This is a genomic window from Eubacterium sp. AF36-5BH, assembly GCF_003460505.1.
Taxonomy (GTDB): Bacteria; Bacillota; Clostridia; order Lachnospirales; family Lachnospiraceae; genus Eubacterium_G.
Genome location: NZ_QTVG01000005.1, coordinates 95466 through 114599 on the forward strand (window position 1 = coordinate 95466; position 19134 = coordinate 114599).

18 protein-coding genes are annotated in these 19134 nt (G+C 31.4%); 17 read left to right on the plus strand and 1 reads right to left on the minus strand.

What is annotated here, in order from left to right; all coding sequences use genetic code 11:
- The first annotated feature begins 1 nt into the window (after position 1).
- From DW006_RS06245 to glgA, 7 genes are all read left to right on the plus strand, one after another.
- Positions 2-856: an NAD(+)/NADH kinase gene (locus DW006_RS06245; RefSeq protein WP_117999514.1), complete on the plus strand. Its 855-nt coding sequence runs from the start codon at positions 2-4 to the stop codon at positions 854-856.
- 13 nt (positions 857-869) lie between these two features.
- A complete protein-coding gene (argR, locus tag DW006_RS06250; RefSeq protein WP_117999515.1) occupies positions 870-1319 on the plus strand; it encodes an arginine repressor in 450 nt (149 codons plus the stop codon).
- A 36-nt stretch (positions 1320-1355) separates the two neighbouring features.
- The gene (gene recN, locus DW006_RS06255; RefSeq protein WP_117999516.1) at positions 1356-3044 is read left to right on the plus strand and encodes a DNA repair protein RecN; all 1689 of its coding nucleotides are present in this window, start codon (positions 1356-1358) and stop codon (positions 3042-3044) included.
- A gap of 157 nt (positions 3045-3201) precedes the next feature.
- Entirely contained in the window at positions 3202-4428 is a 1227-nt protein-coding gene (gene spoIVB, locus DW006_RS06260) for a SpoIVB peptidase (protein ID WP_117999517.1), read from the plus strand.
- Between the two features lie 105 nt (positions 4429-4533).
- Positions 4534-5301, plus strand: coding sequence for an FHA domain-containing protein (locus DW006_RS06265; protein ID WP_117999518.1), 768 nt, complete (start codon positions 4534-4536; stop codon positions 5299-5301).
- A gap of 221 nt (positions 5302-5522) precedes the next feature.
- Entirely contained in the window at positions 5523-6371 is an 849-nt protein-coding gene (spo0A, locus tag DW006_RS06270) for a sporulation transcription factor Spo0A (protein WP_117999519.1), read from the plus strand.
- A gap of 42 nt (positions 6372-6413) precedes the next feature.
- On the plus strand, positions 6414-7856 hold the full coding sequence (glgA, locus tag DW006_RS06275; RefSeq protein WP_117999520.1) for a glycogen synthase GlgA: 1443 nt from the start codon (positions 6414-6416) through the stop codon (positions 7854-7856).
- A 194-nt stretch (positions 7857-8050) separates the two neighbouring features.
- Here the strand turns inward: glgA and DW006_RS06280 are convergent, their stop codons facing one another.
- The gene (locus DW006_RS06280) at positions 8051-9781 is read right to left on the minus strand and encodes an NFACT RNA binding domain-containing protein (protein WP_117999521.1); all 1731 of its coding nucleotides are present in this window, start codon (positions 9779-9781) and stop codon (positions 8051-8053) included.
- A 289-nt stretch (positions 9782-10070) separates the two neighbouring features.
- Here DW006_RS06280 and DW006_RS06285 point away from each other — a divergent pair, with 289 nt between their 5' ends.
- From DW006_RS06285 to rny, 10 genes are all read left to right on the plus strand, one after another.
- Positions 10071-10949 (plus strand): YicC/YloC family endoribonuclease, encoded by an 879-nt coding sequence (locus DW006_RS06285; RefSeq protein ID WP_117999522.1) that lies wholly within the window; start codon positions 10071-10073, stop codon positions 10947-10949.
- Between the two features lie 13 nt (positions 10950-10962).
- Complete coding sequence (gene gmk, locus DW006_RS06290; protein ID WP_117999523.1) at positions 10963-11589, plus strand: guanylate kinase; 627 nt, start codon at positions 10963-10965, stop codon at positions 11587-11589.
- Positions 11590-11591: 2 nt separating this feature from the next.
- On the plus strand, positions 11592-11837 hold the full coding sequence (gene rpoZ, locus DW006_RS06295) for a DNA-directed RNA polymerase subunit omega (protein WP_117999524.1): 246 nt from the start codon (positions 11592-11594) through the stop codon (positions 11835-11837).
- Between the two features lie 50 nt (positions 11838-11887).
- A complete protein-coding gene (rimO, locus tag DW006_RS06300; RefSeq protein ID WP_117999525.1) occupies positions 11888-13213 on the plus strand; it encodes a 30S ribosomal protein S12 methylthiotransferase RimO in 1326 nt (441 codons plus the stop codon).
- A gap of 16 nt (positions 13214-13229) precedes the next feature.
- Positions 13230-13766, plus strand: a complete 537-nt coding sequence (gene pgsA, locus DW006_RS06305) for a CDP-diacylglycerol--glycerol-3-phosphate 3-phosphatidyltransferase (RefSeq protein WP_117999526.1) — start codon at positions 13230-13232, stop codon at positions 13764-13766.
- A 15-nt stretch (positions 13767-13781) separates the two neighbouring features.
- On the plus strand, positions 13782-15065 hold the full coding sequence (locus DW006_RS06310) for an aminotransferase class I/II-fold pyridoxal phosphate-dependent enzyme (protein WP_117999527.1): 1284 nt from the start codon (positions 13782-13784) through the stop codon (positions 15063-15065).
- 210 nt (positions 15066-15275) lie between these two features.
- Positions 15276-15470, plus strand: coding sequence for a hypothetical protein (locus DW006_RS06315; RefSeq protein ID WP_117999528.1), 195 nt, complete (start codon positions 15276-15278; stop codon positions 15468-15470).
- Between the two features lie 168 nt (positions 15471-15638).
- Positions 15639-16691, plus strand: a complete 1053-nt coding sequence (gene recA, locus DW006_RS06320; protein WP_117999529.1) for a recombinase RecA — start codon at positions 15639-15641, stop codon at positions 16689-16691.
- Positions 16691-17314, plus strand: coding sequence for a regulatory protein RecX (locus DW006_RS06325; protein ID WP_117999530.1), 624 nt, complete (start codon positions 16691-16693; stop codon positions 17312-17314). Before recA ends, DW006_RS06325 begins: the two co-directional genes overlap by 1 nt.
- A gap of 131 nt (positions 17315-17445) precedes the next feature.
- Positions 17446-18999 carry a ribonuclease Y gene (gene rny / locus DW006_RS06330; protein WP_117999531.1) on the plus strand — a complete coding sequence of 518 codons (1554 nt, stop codon included), beginning with the start codon at positions 17446-17448 and terminating at the stop codon, positions 18997-18999.
- Positions 19000-19134 lie beyond the last annotated feature (135 nt).

Below are 19134 nucleotides of genomic sequence, written 5' to 3' on the forward strand. Positions count from 1 at the left end.
CATGAAAAAGTTTTGCGTTATAACAAATAGTTTAAAAGATAATAAACTGGAAATTTCTTATAAAATATTAGATTATATTACAAAAAGTGGTTGCCAGTGTGTGCTAATCGATAATGTGGATTATAGCACAGGGGAGTACAAAGTTCTTAAAAGTAAGGATATACCAGGTGATACACAATGTATAATCAGCATTGGCGGAGATGGAACTTTACTTCATGCCACAAAGGATTTTATAGACTTAGATGTTGTTTTTGTTGGTGTTAATAAAGGAACGCTTGGTTTTCTGGCTGAAATTTCACCGGACAATGTAAAAGAATCTTTAGACAAGTTAATAAATGATGATTTTAATATTGAGTCACGAATGATGCTTGATGGTAGAATTATAAGAGATGGCAAGCAGGTTTACTCATCAACAGTATTAAATGATATTGTAATACATAGAGGTGGAGATTTAGCCATTACTGACTATCAGGTGTACGTTAATAAAGAAATATTAGGTAACTATCATGCAGATGGCATAATTTTATCAACGCCAACAGGCTCTACTGCGTATAATTTATCGGCAGGTGGTCCTGTTGCAAGACCTGATTCAAATATGATTATACTAACACCTATATGTCCACACACACTTGCAAACAGAAGTCTTATTTTGTCAAGACACGATAATATAGAGGTTAAAATTGGTAAAAGTCGTATTGCAAACGAAGAAAATCGTAGGATTTCCTTTGATGGAGATGGCGTTTTCAAAATAATATCAGGAGATATAATTAATATAAGTGAGTCTGAAAAAACAACAAAGATTGCTAAGTTAGATGAAGGCAGCTTCTTACAGGCAGTAAAAGATAAACTAAATTAAGGTAGGGGTAATTATGAAATCAAAAAGACAAAGAAAAATTATAGATTTAATTGGAGAATATGATATTGATACACAGGAGGAACTGGCAAAAAAATTAATTGAAAGTGGTTTTAAGGTAACTCAGGCAACAGTATCAAGAGACATAAGAGAACTTAATTTAATAAAAACATCATCTGTAAACGGTGGTCAAAAATATGCTGTGCCCGTTAATACGGCAATTACACATGACAGTAAATACATGAGAGTTTTAAATGATGGAATTGTTTCTATGCAGTGCGCAGAGAACATTTTGGTCATTAAGACAATTGCAGGCATGGCAATGGCAGTTGGAGCAGCAATAGATGCAATTGAAATTAATGAGATTGTAGGCTGTATTGCAGGTGATGACACGATTTTTCTTGCAATAACAAGTAAGGAAAATGCAAAAAAGGTTAAAGGAATTATTACGGAAATAATTGCTTAGTGGGACAAATGGAGAGAAGCACATAAAGGAGGAAATATGTTAATAAATTTACACGTAAAAAATCTGGCATTAATTAAAGAGGTTGACGTAGATTTTTCTAATGGACTTATTGTGCTTACAGGAGAAACCGGTGCCGGTAAATCATTACTTTTAGGTTCCGTTAATATTGCACTGGGGAATAAGGTTTCAAAGGACATTATTAGAAACGGTGAAGACTTTGCATTAGTAGAGCTGACTTTTTCAACGAAAAAAGAACAAGCCGATTTTATCAGAAATATGGATATTTTTGTTGATGATGACAATATTATTACTGTTTCAAGAAAAATAACGGAGTCCAGAAGTGTTTCAAAAATTAATGGTGAAACAGTTAATGTTAAAACTCTTAAAACCATTATGGAAATGTTAATCGATATACATGGTCAACATGATCATCAATCATTATTATATCCTGCAAAACATCTTGAAATTTTAGATAAATTTGCAAAGGACAAAATAGAAGATAAGTTAGCTCATTTAAAAGAATTAAATAATAATTATAAAAAATTAAAACAAAAATTAGATGAATATTCTATGGATGAGGCACAAAGAGCCCGAGAAATAGAATTTGCCAAATTTGAAGTAGATGAAATAGAACAGGCTGATTTAAAAGGAAATGAAGATGTTGACTTGGAAACAACTTATAAAAAAATGGCAGGCGCAAAGGATGTGGCAGTGGAACTTTCGTCCATATATCAGCTTATAAGTTGTGAAAATGAAAATGGTGTTGGTTCGCAAATTAACAGAGCTATTTCGCTTATTAATTCCGTTAAGTCTGATGATGAAAAGATTACACAGTTTAAAGAGTGCCTTTATGACATTGACTCCATGTGTAAGGATTTAGATTGTGACATTGTAGATTATACAGAAAGTCTTGAGTTTGATTCTAATTATATTAACGAAATTGAAAACAGATTAAATACAATTAATCATTTAAAAATAAAATACGGTAATTCAATTGAAAAAATCCTTGAATATCAAAATGAAAAACAAAATTATTTAGATGAATTAATTAATTATGAAGAGGAAATAAATAATATTAAAAGCGAAATTGATTCCATATATTTGGATATGGAAAATATTTCATTGGACATATCTGAGGAAAGAAAAAAAGCAGCTTTAGTTTTACAGGAACAGGTAACTAAATCTTTAATAGATTTGAATTTCATGGCTGTTAATTTTGAAATAAGTATTGAAAGAAGTAATACAATTACGGATAATGGATTTGATAATGTTAATTTTATGATTTCTACAAATCCGGGAGAGCCTGTAAGGCCGTTGAATAAGGTGGCATCAGGTGGTGAACTTTCACGTATTATGCTTGCCATAAAATCAATTCTTGCCTCAGAAGATGAGATAGATACTTTGATTTTTGATGAAATCGATACAGGTATTAGTGGTAAAACAGCCACTATGGTAGCAGAAAAAATGGCAAACATCAGTAGGCATCATCAGGTAATATGTATTTCTCATTTATCACAAATAGCTGCTATGGCAGACAATCATTATCTTATTGAAAAGAAGTTGGAAAATAATAGTACAATTACCAACATTAAGAAATTATCAGGTGATGAGTCAATAGAAGAACTTGTTAGAATTAATGGTGATGGTACTGTTAGTGAGGCGGCAATTTCTCATGCAAAAGAAATGAAAGAAATGGCAGAACGAACAAAAAGTTACTTGATTTAAAACTGAAAAATTAGAGATATTAAAAAGGAAGGCGAAAGTCTTCCTTTTGTTTATTTATGACGTAAGAAAATTTTCTGTAATTTCTTGCTACATAAATAAATGTTCCCCTAGGGATGCACATTTGTTTAAAAGAAATTAGTAATTTGGAGGTTATGTTATGAGAAAAATATATAGAAATACAATTATTGCATCTATATGTATTGCTGTTTTAATAATAGTTGTTTCAGTAATTTGGAATGTACAGAAAAATCTTCCAAATACTATTTTTGTTAATTCAAATGATAATGCTAATTATGAATTTGGGATCCCTGTTTCTTTAAATATTAATAAATCTACCGGAAAGGATAAAATAACTCTTACTGGCAAGAATAATATAATTACGGGAAAAGTAGGCTCTTATACGGGAAAATATAAGCTTTTCGGGATTCTTCCTGTAAAAAATACAAAAGTAAATGTTATTGATAAAACTTATGTTTATCCTGTTGGTCTTCCTATAGGGCTTTATTTAAAAACTCAGGGTGTGATGGTAATTGGTAGTGGATGTTTTGAAAATGTTAAAGGAGAAAAAATAAATCCTGCCAAGGATAAAATTGAATCCGGAGATTATATTATAAAATTTAATGAGCATATAATAAGTAATAAGGCACAATTAGTTTATTTGATTAAGGAAAATAAGAATAAACCGGTTGTTTTTACTATAAAATCAAATAGTGGAATTAAGTTAGTGAAACTAAAACCTGTTAAATCAAAAAATGGCAATTATATGTTTGGCATCTGGGTTAGAGATGATTCTCAGGGAATTGGAACAATGTCTTTTATTTATGAGAATAAATATTTTGCCCTAGGTCATGGAATAAGTGACATTGATACAGGTAAGCTTTTGTCCTCAAAAAATGGTTCTATTTATAATGCAAATATTTGGGGAATTAAAAAGGGACAAAAGGGAGAGCCGGGTGGTCTTCTGGGAAGCATTATATACAATAATGAAAATTATTTAGGAACCATAAAGTCTAATAACAATTGTGGTATTAATGGCGAGATGCAATATAATCTTGTAAAAAAATACAAATTAAAGAAAATGGAAATGGCATTAGGAAATAATGTGCATACAGGAAAAGCAAAGATTCAACTTATTTGGGACAATAAAGCCACTTGGTACAATATAGAAATCTTAAAAGTAAGTAGAACAAATAAAGAAAAAAATATGATTGTTAAGATTACCGATAAGAATTTATTAAAAAAGACAAATGGAATTGTTCAGGGCATGAGTGGTTGTCCTATTGAACAGGACGGAAAAATAATAGGAGCAGTAACACATGTATTAGTCAACGACTCTACAAAAGGATACGGTATATTTGCAGAAAATATGTTTCTTGCAAATTAATTTGATTTATAAAAATATTTCAAAAGAAAAAATGAATATTTCATATATAAATAAGTCGGAAAATGTAGTATAATGTATAAATAAACAAATTTAAGGAGACCTAAAATGGCAAGAAATAATACAGAAATTGTATATAAAATAGAAGAAATGATAAAAAAATATAACAAAAAACCTGAAAAGAAGGTTAAGAAAAAAGATATTGTAGATTTATTGCAAAAAGCAGATATCATTATGGCGATGAAGAGTGATTTTGAAGATGCTTCTTTGTCATATGAAACTATAGAGGGTGTTTCAATGAAACCTGACATTGTGAAAGATGGTGGAAGAAGCAGATTGCTTCCGGTATTCACATCTTATGCACAGATACCTGATGATTATATGGAAAATTTTTCATTTGTAAAGGTTTCTGCAACATACGCATATAATTTTATGAATGAATGTGAAGAGTTAAACGGTATGGTTCTTAATCCGTTTACAGAATATAATTTAGAACTTAGAAAGAAACATCAGACGTCAGGAGAAAACCTGGCTGCAACAAAGCATTACAAAACTCCAAAGAAGGCTGCTGCAAAGTCTGTGGAAAATGAAGTTCAGGCAATGATTATTTATAACAATAAGAAATATCAGATTAATAGAATTCCGTTTACAATTGGAAGAGAAAATGCAAATATTGTTGTGCCGGAAACTTACATATCTAAGATTCACGTGGTTATTTCATGTAAGGATGGAAAATACCGTATTGCAGATTATGATTCAACTAACGGAACTAAGGTTAATGGTACACAGCTACGTCCGAAAGTATATTACGAACTTAGAGACGGCTATAGAATTGAACTTGCTGAAAAGGAAGAAATGGTAGTGTACATTAACTAAGAAAATATTGACATTATTTTAAAAAAATCGACATTTATATATGGTTTTTATAAGCTTTTTTACATTTTTTAACACTGTGAAAAAATATATGTAAACTTAATTGTCGAAAAAAGGATTTTTATGCGAATTCTTTAAGTTGAATATCTTCATCTAACAAACTATAATCTTCTTTGTCAAAAGAATTTAAACAGTGCTGTGTTTTGACAAAATTAGGAGGAATGATGAACACGAACTTAAATAATCGCAATATAAATAAAACATATACCGGAAACTCAGAAAAAATATCTGTTATTATTGTTGATGACAATGAAAAAGTAATCGAAAACATAGATTCAGCATTATCAAAAGATACAGCAATTCAGATTATTGGTAAGGCTAAAAATGGTCAGGAGGCTTATGAATTAATAAGAAAGTCAACACCTGATGTTGTTATTTTAGATTTAATTATGCCAAAGATGGATGGCTTATCGTTAATGAATAAGGTTAATGATGATGGTGCAATGATTAAGATGCCTTTTTTCATTATAACTTCAGCAATTAGTAATGAGAATGTTATTCAGGATGCATTTGGTTATGGCGCAGGGTATTATTTACTAAAACCATTTGAAACAAATATGATAGCAGATAGGGTAAAAGGTGTAAAATCATACAACAAGAGAATACCTGAAACTAAAAAAATTATTGGTGCAGGAGAAGATAGAAAACATTTTATGGAGCGTAACATTGAAAATGATGTTACATCAATTATTCATGATGTTGGAGTGCCTGCACACATTAAGGGATATCAGTATTTAAGGGAAGCAATTATTATGTCGGTAAATGACAATGAAATGCTTAATTCCATTACGAAAATATTGTATCCTTCAATTGCAAAAAAATTCCAGACAACATCCAGCAGAGTTGAAAGAGCCATAAGACATGCTATTGAAGTGGCATGGAATCGTGGAAGAATGGATACTATTGATGAGTTGTTTGGATATACTATAAATGCAGAAAAAGGTAAGCCTACAAACTCTGAATTTATAGCATTAATAGCTGATAAGATTAGACTTGAATACAAATGTAGATAATTAAGCATATAATACAAAAGAATTAATCTGGAGGAGGAAGATATGAAGAAGATATTATTTGCAGCATCAGAATGTGTACCTTTTATTAAAACAGGGGGATTGGCAGACGTTGTAGGTTCTTTACCAAAGTGTTTTGACAAAGAAAAATATGATGTTAGAGTTATGATTCCAAATTATATGTGTATTGACCATAAATGGAAAGAAAAAATGACTTATGTTGATCATTTTTATATGGACTTATGCTGGAGAAGACAGTACGTTGGAATTATGGAAATGGAATATGAAGGAGTTAAATTCTACTTCATTGATAATGAATATTATTTTTCAGGAGAGAGACCATACAGTGATCCAAGATATGATTTAGAGAAGTTTGCTTTCTTTTCAAGAGCAGTATTATCGGCTCTTCCAGTAATAGATTTCAGACCGGATATTATACATTGCCATGATTATCATACAGGTTTAATTCCTGTTTATTTGAAAGACAGTTTTGCCAATGGAGAATTCTATCAGGGCATTAAGTCTATTATGACTATACATAACTTAAAGTTCCAGGGTGTTTGGGATATTGATACAATCAAGGATCTAGCAGGTTTATCTGATTATTATTTCACATCAGATAAGTTAAAAGATTACGATAATGGTAATTACCTTAAGGGTGGTATTGTATATGCAGATATGGTTACTACAGTTAGTGATACTTATGCAGAAGAAATAAAAACACCTTTCTTTGGAGAAGGTCTTGATGGATTAATGAGAGCAAGATCTAATTGTCTTAGAGGTATTGTAAATGGTATTGATTATGATGAATATAATCCGGCTACAGATAAATTAATTGCAAAGAATTTCAGCAAAGATAATTTCCGAAGAGAAAAAGTTAAGAATAAAACAGCTTTACAGAAAGAGTTAGGCTTGGAAGTAAATCCTAAGAAGATGATGATAGGTTTGGTAAGCAGACTTACAGACCAAAAAGGTTTAGATTTGGTATCCTGTGTTATGGATGAAATGTGTCAGGATGAACTTCAGTTTGTTATTCTTGGTACAGGTGAAGAAAGATATGAGAATATGTTCAGACATTTTGACTGGAAATATGGAAAAGATGTTTCTGCTAATATATATTATTCTGAAGAACTTTCTCATAAAATATATGCAGCCTGTGATGCTTTCTTAATGCCATCATTGTTTGAACCATGTGGATTAAGTCAGTTAATGAGCATGAGATACGGTACATTACCTATTGTTAGGGAAACAGGTGGCTTGAAAGATACAGTAGAACCTTATAATGAATATGAAAATACAGGTACTGGATTCTCATTTAAGAATTATAACGCACATGAGATGATGGGAACTGTTAGATATGCAGAGCATATTTATTATGATAAGAAGCGCGATTGGAATAAGATGGTGGATAGAGCCATGGAAGTAGATTATTCATGGAATACATCAGCTAAGAAATACGAAAAATTATATGACGAATTAATCGGATAATAGTAGAACGTTTATATAAGTTTATAATTTATAATAGGGAATCTTAAGGAATTTCTATTAACTATAAAAAGCAGAGCTTTTATGGCTCTGCTTTTTAAGTACCTTCTTTTAGAATTAATATTTTATTTTTTGTTTAGGTTGTTAATATTTAGCAATATTTAGCTACATTTATATTGTCGATATTTTGCCTTACTTTAGATCTCTTTTATATTGTCGATATTAGGCTCCGCAATCATGGAATAATTGGTATGATAAATAACAAATCCCGGCATTGCACCGGCAACTTTCTTTACATGCTTTTTCTGAATATAGTCTATTTCAACTTTATCCTGGTTTGAACCTTTGGAATAGAAAGCTGCAAGTCTTGCGGCCTCTTCAAAAGTGTTATCAGGCAATTCCTGATTGTTGCATTTTACAATTACATGTGAGCCAGGAAAGGATTTGCTGTGGAACCACCAGTCATTTCCAGTTGCAACTTTAAAAGTAAGATGTTCATTTTGAATATTATTTTTGCCAACGTACATATCAAAGCCATCTGATGAAATAAAGTGCAAAGGTTTGCTATTATTTTTAGCTTTCTTATTGGTATGTTTTTTCTTTATAAAACCTGTCTGAACCAATTCTTCGTTTATTGCTTTTAAGTCATCTTCAGTAGTTGCCATGTCTATTGCAACGTTAATTGACTCAAGATAGTCAATTGAATTTTTTGTTTCGACTATAATTGTTTCCAAGGCCTCGCTGGTTCGCTTTAATTTTGAATATTTATTAAAATATTTTTTTGCGTTTTCAATAGGCGAAATAGTAGGATCCAAAGTGATTTTAACTGTTTTACCATTATAGTAGTTGACAGTTTCAAATTCTTTAGAACCTTCTTTTATTGAGTAGCCATAGGTTGTTAAAAGGTCACCATATTCTTTGAATTTGTCTTTTTTTTCTGTGTCCTTTAACTGTTTTAACTGTATGTTGTATTTTTTGTTATCTCGCTCTAGAGCATTAGTTACAATTTTTCTTAAATCTACAGATTTCTGTCTCATTCTTGTGTATAAGTTCTTTTTAGAATAATATGTTTCAAGTAAAGTGCTTATACTTTCAAAGGATGTTGTTGTGCAGTCACTGTAAGTTGACAAAATGGTTACACCATATTCCTCAGGTTTTCCGTTTTTTTCGTAAATTGTAGGTATAAAATCACAATTTTTAACTTTGTTAATTAGCTGATAAAAATACATCCAAACGATGTTCTGATCCCCATGTTCTAAAACATTAGCAGGCATTGATGAATCAAATTTGCCCTCATAACAAATGTTTTCAGCAATAGTAGGACTGATACCTGTAAAAGATGTATAAATAGCTTTTGACAAAGGCATAGGCTTTGAAAAAACTGTTTTAAAGAAAACTTCCTTTTCTACATCAAGAGGATTAAGCTTTTCAGAGGTATGAGGAATGAAATATTCTTTTCCCGGTAGAACCTGTCTGACTGAACTCATAATTGAATTAACATGCTTAATGCTGTCCAAGATGGTTCCTTCGTTTACAAAAATAATATTGCTGTGTTTACCCATTAATTCTATGATTAAGTGTTTGGTTTTTATGTCGCCTAATTCATCTAAATGCTGTATTTCAAAATCAACAATTCGTTCCAGCCCCGGCTGGGTAATTGAAATAATACGTCCATTATTTATATGTTTTCTAAGAAGCATACAAAAATTAGGTGCGGTAAGAGGAGCCGGTTTGTTTTTATCTGTAAGATATATTAAAGGAAGACTTGCGTTAGCACTTATCAGTAAACGATATTGATTTTTACCATTCTTGATTGTAAGTAATAATTCATCGCTTTCTGTCTGTGCAATTTTGTATAATCTTCCATTAAGTAATTTATCATTAAATTCTGCTACTAAAGCAGAAATGGTAACACCATCAAATGCCATATAATAATCTCCTTTAAAATTAAAAAATAAATTTTTTTACATCACACTTATTTTATAGGTTTTTAGTGTTATTTGCAAATTATTATGTTATTAAAATTCAACATTAAAACTTGTACCTGATTTTTCTACATTTTATTAGTAAATAATATTCCTGTTTAGATGCAGTATTTGAAAAATAATATCTGTATTAAAGGGAAAGTGTTACTTATATTTAAGTGTAACTTGACGGTCGTGTTTATATGAATTATAATAAATAGAACTGTGGATAAATGGACACAGAGGAGGAAAGATGCTAAAAAGTATGACAGGATTTGGCAGAGCTGAAGTTTCTGAAGGTGATAGAAAGGTCACCGTTGAAATGAAATCTGTTAATCATAGATATTTGGAATTAGGTATAAAGGTACCTAGAAAATTAAATTTCCTTGAAGGAAATGTTCGTAATGAAATGAAAAAATTTGTTAGCAGAGGAAAGGTTGATGTATTTATTTCCTATGAAAATCTTGGCAAAGGTGACGAATGCATAAGATACAATTCAATGCTTGCAAAAGAATATTTTGATTGTTATGAACAAATCAGCAGAGAACTTGGGTTAGAAAATGACGTAAAAACAAGTTACATAATGAGAAGTCCAGATGTAGTTACAATAGAGAATGCACAGGATGATGAAGAGGCAATTGAAGCTTTGGTAATTAAAGCAATTGATGAAGCTGTTATTAAGCTAATAGAAACGAGAGAAGAAGAAGGCAAACGTTTACAGGCTGATTTAATTTCAAAACTTGACGGTATGATTGAAAATGTTAAGTTTATTACAGAAAAATCCCCGGTTATTGTTGCTGAATATAAGGAAAAGATTACAAATAAGATTCATGAACTGTTAGAAGACAGTCAAATTGATGAATCACGAATTGCTCAGGAAGTTATAGTTTTTGCTGATAAAGTATGCGTTGACGAGGAGCTTGTAAGACTAGATAGTCATATTAAGGCAATGCGCGAAGATTTGCTAAAAGGCGAAACTGTTGGAAGAAGACTTGATTTTATTGCACAGGAAATGAACAGAGAAGCTAACACTACATTGTCCAAAACAAGTGATCCTGAAATATCAGACCATGCAATTATGTTAAAAACTGACATTGAAAAAGTCAGAGAACAAATACAAAATATAGAATAAAAGAGTGTGTATTATGAAAAAAGGTAAATTATTAGTAATTTCCGGTTTTTCCGGTGTTGGAAAAGGTACTGTAGTTAAGTATCTAAAGGAACATAAGGATACTTATAAGGTTTCGGTTTCAGTAACAACAAGAGAACCAAGACCAAATGAAATCCCAGGAGTTCATTATCATTATATTTCAAATGAACAGTTTGAAACGATGATTAATGAAAACAAACTTTTAGAATATGCCGGATATGTTGATCATTATTACGGAACACCAAGAGAATTTGTAGAAACAAATCTTAACAGTGGAAATGATGTAATATTAGAAATTGAAACAAAGGGTGCTTTGCAGGTAAAGAAAAATATGCCCGAGGCAATTTTGATTTTTATATTGCCACCGAGTGCTGATGAACTTAGAAACAGATTGGTCGGTCGTAATACAGAAACAGAAGAAGTTATTAATGACCGTTTGAAAAAGGCGGCAGAAGAAACTGATAATATGGAAAAATACGACTATTTCGTATTAAATGATGAAGTTGAAAAATGTGCAAAGCACATTGAAAATATAAAAAATGACAACAATCCTCAGTCTCTAGACATGGATTTTGTTAATCAAATAAAAAGCGAAATATTAAAATTCGCCGAAAGGAGATAAAAATGTTACACCCATCATATTCAGATTTAATGGCAGTAGCTAATAGTGATGTAGAGGACGGTGAACAGCCGGTTGTACAGAGCAGATATTCAATTGTTATGGCTACATCAAAGAGAGCAAGACAGATTATTGCAGGTGACCAGCCACTTTTAGACAAGGACGCTGAAGGTATGAAACCATTGTCAATTGCTGTAGAAGAATTAGCAGAATCTAAAATTAGAATTTTAGGAGATGACGAAGAAGAATAAAGTGTCAACAGACACTTTATTCTATTTTAAAGTTTAAGGAGTTTATATTTTTGAAGGTACTTTTTATTTCATTAGGTTGTGACAAGAATTTAGTGGATTCAGAGCATATGTCCGGAATCTTATCTAAAGCCGGTTATGAATTTACTGACGATGAAAGAGAAGCAGACGTAATTGTTATTAACAGTTGCTGTTTTATAAATGATGCCAAAGAAGAAAGTATTAATACTATTTTTGAAATGGCAAGATACAAAGAAGAAGGAAATTGCAAGGCGTTAGTTTTAGCCGGTTGTCTGGCTCAAAGATATTATGAAGAAATAGATGAAGAAATTCCTGAAATTGATATTTGTATAGGAACTACAGCCATAGACAGTATAGCCAATGCCTTAAATGAATTTTTTATAAACAGGAAAAATATTCATGTTATTAATGATATAGATAAATTAGCGGGAGTTAATGCTCCAAGAAACCTTTCAACAGCAGGCAATTACGCATATTTAAAAATTGCCGAAGGTTGTGATAAATATTGCACATATTGTATTATTCCAAAGATTCGTGGAAATTACAGAAGTGTAGATATGGATGTACTTATTGAAGAAGCAAAGGATTTAGCAAACAGAGGTGTAAAAGAACTTATATTAGTGGCTCAGGAAACAACAATGTATGGTAAAGATATTTATGGAAAAAAATCTTTGCATATTCTATTGAAAAAATTAGCCAAAATTCAGGGAATTCAGTGGATAAGAATTTTGTATTGTTATCCTGAAGAAATCTATGATGAGTTAATAGAAACCATAGCTACTGAAAAGAAGATATGCCATTATTTGGATATTCCAATACAGCATGCCAGTGACGATATTCTTAAACGTATGGGAAGAAGAACTTCCAACAAACAGTTAAGAGAAATCATTGGTAAGTTAAGAAAAAGAATTCCTGATATAATTTTAAGAACAACTTTAATTTCAGGTTTTCCCGGAGAAACACAGGAAGACCATGATATATTAATGAAGTTTGTAAATGAAATGGAATTTGACAGACTTGGTGTATTTACTTATTCACCTGAGGAAAACACACCTGCAGCATCAATGCCTGATCAAATAGATGAAGAAGTTAAAAATTTCAGAAGAAATGAAATTATGGAACTTCAGCAGGACATTGTTTTTGACACTACAGAAAAATATGTAGGAAAAGAATTTATAGCAATGATAGAAGGAAAAATTTCCGGCGAACATGCCTATATAGCAAGAACATATATGGATTGTCCGGGAGTTGACAGTAATATATTTGTTATGACAGATGAAGAACTTATGACTGGTGATTTTGTAAAAGTTAAAGTCACAGGTACAAATGATTATGACTTAATAGGCGAACTGATATAGCCGGTAAGGAGACAAAATGAATTTAGCAAATAAATTAACAACATTCAGAGTTTTATGTATTCCAATTTTCGTTGTATTTATGTTAATTGAATCAATTTCATATAATTACTATTTAGCGGCAATTGTTTTTATTGTTGCAAGTATAACTGATTTGTTTGACGGAAAAATTGCTCGAAAGTATCATTTAGTAACCAATTTTGGAAAATTTATGGATCCTTTGGCAGATAAAATGCTTGTTAGTGCAGCACTTATTTGTTTAACACCAAAAATGATACCATCATGGGTGGTAATAATTATAATTAGTAGAGAATTATTTATTAGTGGTTTTAGAATGCTTGCTGCTGATCAGGGCATTGTTTTAGCAGCCGGTTGGTGGGGCAAATTTAAAACTGCTTTCTCAATGGTTATGATTATTGTACTTATTGTTAATACACCATTAAACAATTCTGTTTTATATATTATTGGACAGATTTTAATATGGATATCATTGGCACTTACAATTATTTCTATGATTGAATATGTGTCTAAAAATTTTAATGTTTTAAAAAATTAATTTGGAGGAAATAATATGTTAGCTTACAGTGAAATGAGCAAGGATGAATTAAAGAAAGAACTTGAAGGTTTAAAAAAAGATTATGAAGAGATTTGTAAAAAGAATATAAGTCTTGATATGTCTAGAGGTAAACCTGGCAAAGAACAGTTAGACTTAAGTATGGATATGTTAGATGTTTTAACAAGTGAGTCTGATGTACATGCATCAAATGGAATTGATTGCCGTAATTATGGCGTTTTAGGTGGTATTCCTGAGGCAAAGAAAATGATGGCTGATATTATGGGTACAACAGAAGATCATGTTATTATATACGGAAATGCAAGTTTAAACATAATGTATGACTCTATTTCAAGAGCTTATTCACATGGTGTATTAGGATGCACACCATGGTGTAAGCTTGATAAAGTAAAATGGTTATGTCCTGTACCAGGATATGACAGACATTTTGCAATTACAGAATACTTTGGTATTGAAATGATAAATATTCCTATGAATGCAGATGGACCTGATATGGATATGATTGAAAAATTAGTTGCAGAAGATGATTCAATCAAGGGTATTTGGTGTGTTCCAAAATATTCAAATCCAACAGGTATTTCATATTCAGATGAAGTTGTAAAGAGAATGGCAGCACTTAAACCTGCAGCAAAAGATTTTAGAATTTATTGGGATAATGCATACGCTATTCATCATTTATATGAAGATAGACAGGATGAAATATTAGATATTATTTCAGAATGTGAAAAGGCAGGAAATCCTAATTTAGTATATGAATTTGCATCAACTTCAAAAGTAACATTTTCAGGTTCAGGTGTAGCTGCAATGGCTTCTTCAAAAGAAAATGTTAAGTCTATTTTGGAACAGATGACAATTCAGACAATTGGTTATGATAAAATGAATCAGTTACGTCATGTAAGATATTTCAAGAATTTTGATGGTGTAAAGAGACATATGATGAAACATGCAGAGAAAATGAGACCAAAATTCAAAGCTGTTCTTGATATGTTAGAATCTGAATTAAAGCCATGTGGAGTTGGAGAGTGGACAAATCCTAACGGTGGATACTTTATTTCGTTTAATGCAATGGAAGGTTGTGCAAAGAAAGTTGTTTCAATGTGTAAGGATGCAGGTATGGTATTAACAGGTGCAGGTTCACCTTTCCCTTATGGAAAAGACCCTGAAGACAAGAATATTAGAATTGCACCTTCATTTGCAACGCCAGATGAATTAAAGGAAGCTAGTGAAATCTTAATAATTTGTACAAAGATTACAGCTCTTGAGAAAATTCTTGGTTTATAAGAGAAGTATAAGATTATAAGTTTTAATAACATGGGTTGTTGTATGTTGCTTTAAATTTAATTATTTAAAGATAACTTTGTAAAGTGAAACATATAAAGAGAAAATATATAAAAGTAAAAAACTATTATAGAATGATTTATTTAAGATGACAGTTAAGTTGTTTGCGTAAATTTTTTATAATAGTTTTTTACATAATGGAGATAAAAAATAATGTCAAATAAATTTGTAGATGACCTTTTAAAATTTGAAATTATTAAAAATAATGATTTGGTTTGTAACGATTGTGAATATTGTTTTGATGATGAAAAGTTACCTTGTAATACATCAAAATGTATGATATATGAAATGAAACCAGACGAAGTAATCGATGGCGGTGATTGCATGGAATATGAAAAGAGAATATAATTACCTTAACACAAAGTAACATAAAAATAAAAGTTAAACATATAAGTAAAGTGTTGCATAATAGTAAAAAAACATATATAATATTTATTAATTAATTGTTGACACAAAGAACGGATTGTACTATTATACTTATATAACGAACATAGGTTCGAACAGAAAGGACTAATTATGAATAAAGAAGAAAAATTAAAAGCATTAGATGCAGCAATATCTCAAATAGAAAGACAGCATGGAAAGGGTGCTATTATGAAACTGGGAGATTCGGGAAAGATTAACGTAGAAACAATTCCAACAGGCTCTCTTAGCTTAGACTTAGCATTAGGTTTGGGTGGTATACCTAAGGGTAGAGTAGTAGAAATATACGGACCTGAATCAAGTGGTAAGACTACAGTAGCTTTACATATGATAGCAGAAGCACAGAAAAGAGGCGGTGTGGCAGGATTTATTGATGCAGAGCATGCCTTAGATCCTGTATATGCCAAGGCAATTGGTGTAGATATTGATAATTTGTATATTTCGCAGCCAGATTACGGTGAACAGGCATTGGAAATCACAGAAACAATGGTTCGTTCAGGAGCTGTAGATATCATTATTGTTGACTCTGTTGCAGCATTAGTTCCTAAGGCAGAAATCGATGGGGATATGGGCGATTCTCATATGGGACAGCATGCCAGATTAATGTCACAGGCATTAAGAAAATTAACAGGTATAATGAACAAAACAGGTTGCACAGTTGTATTCATTAACCAGTTAAGAGAAAAAATTGGTGTAATGTTTGGTAATCCTGAAACAACAACAGGTGGTAGAGCGCTTAAGTTCTATGCATCAGTCAGACTTGATGTAAGAAGAGTTGAAACATTGAAGGCTGGTGGAGAAATGGTTGGTAATAGAGCCAGAGTTAAAGTGGTTAAGAATAAGATTGCACCTCCTTTTAAAGAAGCAGAATTCGATATTATGTTTGGTAAGGGAATCTCAAAAGAAGGCGATATTTTAGATTTAGCTGCTAAGAGTGGAATTGTTATAAAGAGTGGTTCATGGTATGCATATAATGGCGAAAAGATTGGTCAGGGACGTGAAAATGCAAAGAAATATTTTATGGAACATCCTGACATCATGGAAGAAGTAGATGCAAAGGTAAGAGAGTTTTACATTCATCCTGAAGGTGAGGAAGAAACAGAGGCAGAATCTAATAACACTGAAAAAGCATCTGAGGAAGAATAATGCATAGAATTATTAAAATGGAACCTGTTGGAAATCGCTTTAAAATAACCTTGGATGGAGAGTTACAGTTCTATCTATATAAAGGTGAGGTAAGAAGATTAAAATTAATTAAAGATAATGAAATTTCCCATAGAGAATACAACGATATTATGGATATTTTATACAAAAGAGCCCGAGAAAGGGCTCTTTATATTCTAGATGATTCTTATAAAACAAGAAAACAAATTATAGATAAGTTAAAGTCAGGTTTGTATCCTGATAATATAATTTACAAAGTTGTTGAATATTTAGAAGAGTATAATCTTATTAATGACAAGAGATATGCCATGTTATATCTTGATTACAAGAAAAGCGTTTATAGTAAACGAAAAATTATACAGGATTTATATACTAAAGGAATCTCAAAAGAACTTATAGATGAAGCTTTTATGGAAAGTGATTTTTCGGAAGATGATTCAATTTCTAGTGTATTAAAAAAACGTGCAAAAAGATATGATTTGTCTGATTCAAAGGATTTGCAAAAACTTTATAGGTATTTAGTTGGAAAAGGATATTCTTTTTCAACGGTAAAAAAAGCAGTTGATAACTATATTTTGGAACAGAAAAATTCTTTTTATGAGTAATGAAATCACATAATGCAAATATATAGAAAATCAGTGTTTTAGAACTACTACTTTGCTTGACATTAAACGGGTAATAAAGTAAAATGGATATGTTGTAATGTACAATGAAAATTAAATAAGGAGGTGCTCCTGTGAATACTACTACTTGGATTATCATACTTGTTGCAGTGATTCTCGTGGACACTTTGATTTCAGCATTAGTTGCAATTTCTATAAAGAAAAATTCTGATGCCAAGAAAATTGGTACTGCTGAGGATAAAGCTCGTGGAATTATTGACGATGCAATTAAAACAGCAGAATCAAAGAAAAAAGAAGCTCTTTTAGAAGCTAAAGAAGAAAATTTAAAAACTAAAAATGAGCTTGATAAAGAAATCAAAGAACGTAGATCAGAAGTTCAACGATATGAGAAGCGTGTTCTTAACAAGGAAGAAGCAGTTGAGAAAAAATCAGATGCCCTTGATAGGAAAGAAAATAGCTTAAAATCTCGTGAAGAAGAATTAAACAAAGCTAAGGAAAAAGTAGAACAATTAAGCGAACAGCGCATACAGGAACTGGAGAGAATCTCTGGATTAACCTCTGAACAGGCAAAAGAACAATTATTACAAACTGTTGAAGAAGAAATTAAGATTGAAACTGCAAAATTAATTAAGGAACATGAAAAACAGGCCAAGGAGGAAGCTGATAAGAAAGCTAAGGAATTGGTTGTTAATGCAATTCAGAAATGTGCAACAGACCATGTTGCTGAAACAACTATTTCTGTAGTTTCATTACCTAATGATGAAATGAAAGGTAGAATAATTGGTAGAGAAGGAAGAAACATCAGAACTCTTGAATCTCTAACAGGTGTTGATTTGATTATTGATGATACTCCTGAAGCAGTTGTTTTATCAGGATTTGATCCAATTAGGAGAGAAGTAGCCCGTATTGCTCTTGAAAAACTGGTTGTTGATGGAAGAATTCAGCCAACTAGAATTGAGGAAATGGTTAATAAGGCTCAAAAAGAAGTTGAGACTATGATTAGAGAAGAAGGCGAGGCAGCAACTCTTGAAGTTGGTGTACATGGAATTCATCCGGAACTTGTTAAACTTTTAGGAAAGATGAAGTTTAGAACAAGTTATGGACAAAATGCCTTAAAACATTCTATTGAGGTTGCCCTTATCTCGGGTCTATTAGCTTCAGAGCTTGGATTGGACGTTAGAGTAGCAAAAAGAGCAGGCTTATTACATGATATTGGTAAGGCTGTTGACCATGAAAAAGAAGGTACACATATTCAGTTAGGTGTTGATTTATGTAGAAAATATAAAGAATCAGCTACAGTTATTAATGCGGTTGAAGCTCATCACGGTGATATTGAACCTGAAACATTAATAGCATGTATTGTACAGGCTGCTGATGCTATTTCTGCTGCAAGACCTGGTGCAAGACGTGAAACAGTACAGACTTACACAAACAGACTAAAACAGTTAGAAGACATTACAAACTCATACGAGGGAGTTGATAAATCTTTTGCCATTCAGGCAGGTAGAGAGATTCGTATTATGGTTATACCGGAAAAGGTTAGTGATGCTGACATGGTATTAATGGCTAGAAATATTGCAAAGCAAATCGAAGATGAGCTTGAATATCCTGGTCAGATAAAGGTTAATATCGTGAGAGAATCAAGAGCCATAGATTATGCAAAGTAAAATCTACGATAATAGGAAATGTGAGAAATCGCATTTCCTTTTTTTATGTAATAAGAAATTTCTGCAGAATTTCTTATTACATAAAAACATTCCACTAGGGATGCACCCTTGCACAAAAGAAAAAATATTGCAAAA

Excerpts from the sequence above, each read along its gene's own strand:
- DW006_RS06245 (WP_117999514.1), top strand. The coding sequence starts at position 2 with ATGAAAAAGTTTTGCGTTATAACAAATAGTTTAAAAGATAATAAACTG.
- argR (WP_117999515.1), top strand. The coding sequence starts at position 870 with ATGAAATCAAAAAGACAAAGAAAAATTATAGATTTAATTGGAGAATAT.
- recN (WP_117999516.1), top strand. The coding sequence starts at position 1,356 with ATGTTAATAAATTTACACGTAAAAAATCTGGCATTAATTAAAGAGGTT.
- spoIVB (WP_117999517.1), top strand. The coding sequence starts at position 3,202 with ATGAGAAAAATATATAGAAATACAATTATTGCATCTATATGTATTGCT.
- DW006_RS06265 (WP_117999518.1), top strand. The coding sequence starts at position 4,534 with ATGGCAAGAAATAATACAGAAATTGTATATAAAATAGAAGAAATGATA.
- spo0A (WP_117999519.1), top strand. The coding sequence starts at position 5,523 with ATGAACACGAACTTAAATAATCGCAATATAAATAAAACATATACCGGA.
- glgA (WP_117999520.1), top strand. The coding sequence starts at position 6,414 with ATGAAGAAGATATTATTTGCAGCATCAGAATGTGTACCTTTTATTAAA.
- DW006_RS06280 (WP_117999521.1), bottom strand. The coding sequence starts at position 9,781 with ATGGCATTTGATGGTGTTACCATTTCTGCTTTAGTAGCAGAATTTAAT.
- DW006_RS06285 (WP_117999522.1), top strand. The coding sequence starts at position 10,071 with ATGCTAAAAAGTATGACAGGATTTGGCAGAGCTGAAGTTTCTGAAGGT.
- gmk (WP_117999523.1), top strand. The coding sequence starts at position 10,963 with ATGAAAAAAGGTAAATTATTAGTAATTTCCGGTTTTTCCGGTGTTGGA.
- rpoZ (WP_117999524.1), top strand. The coding sequence starts at position 11,592 with ATGTTACACCCATCATATTCAGATTTAATGGCAGTAGCTAATAGTGAT.
- pgsA (WP_117999526.1), top strand. The coding sequence starts at position 13,230 with ATGAATTTAGCAAATAAATTAACAACATTCAGAGTTTTATGTATTCCA.
- DW006_RS06310 (WP_117999527.1), top strand. The coding sequence starts at position 13,782 with ATGTTAGCTTACAGTGAAATGAGCAAGGATGAATTAAAGAAAGAACTT.
- DW006_RS06315 (WP_117999528.1), top strand. The coding sequence starts at position 15,276 with ATGTCAAATAAATTTGTAGATGACCTTTTAAAATTTGAAATTATTAAA.
- recA (WP_117999529.1), top strand. The coding sequence starts at position 15,639 with ATGAATAAAGAAGAAAAATTAAAAGCATTAGATGCAGCAATATCTCAA.
- DW006_RS06325 (WP_117999530.1), top strand. The coding sequence starts at position 16,691 with ATGCATAGAATTATTAAAATGGAACCTGTTGGAAATCGCTTTAAAATA.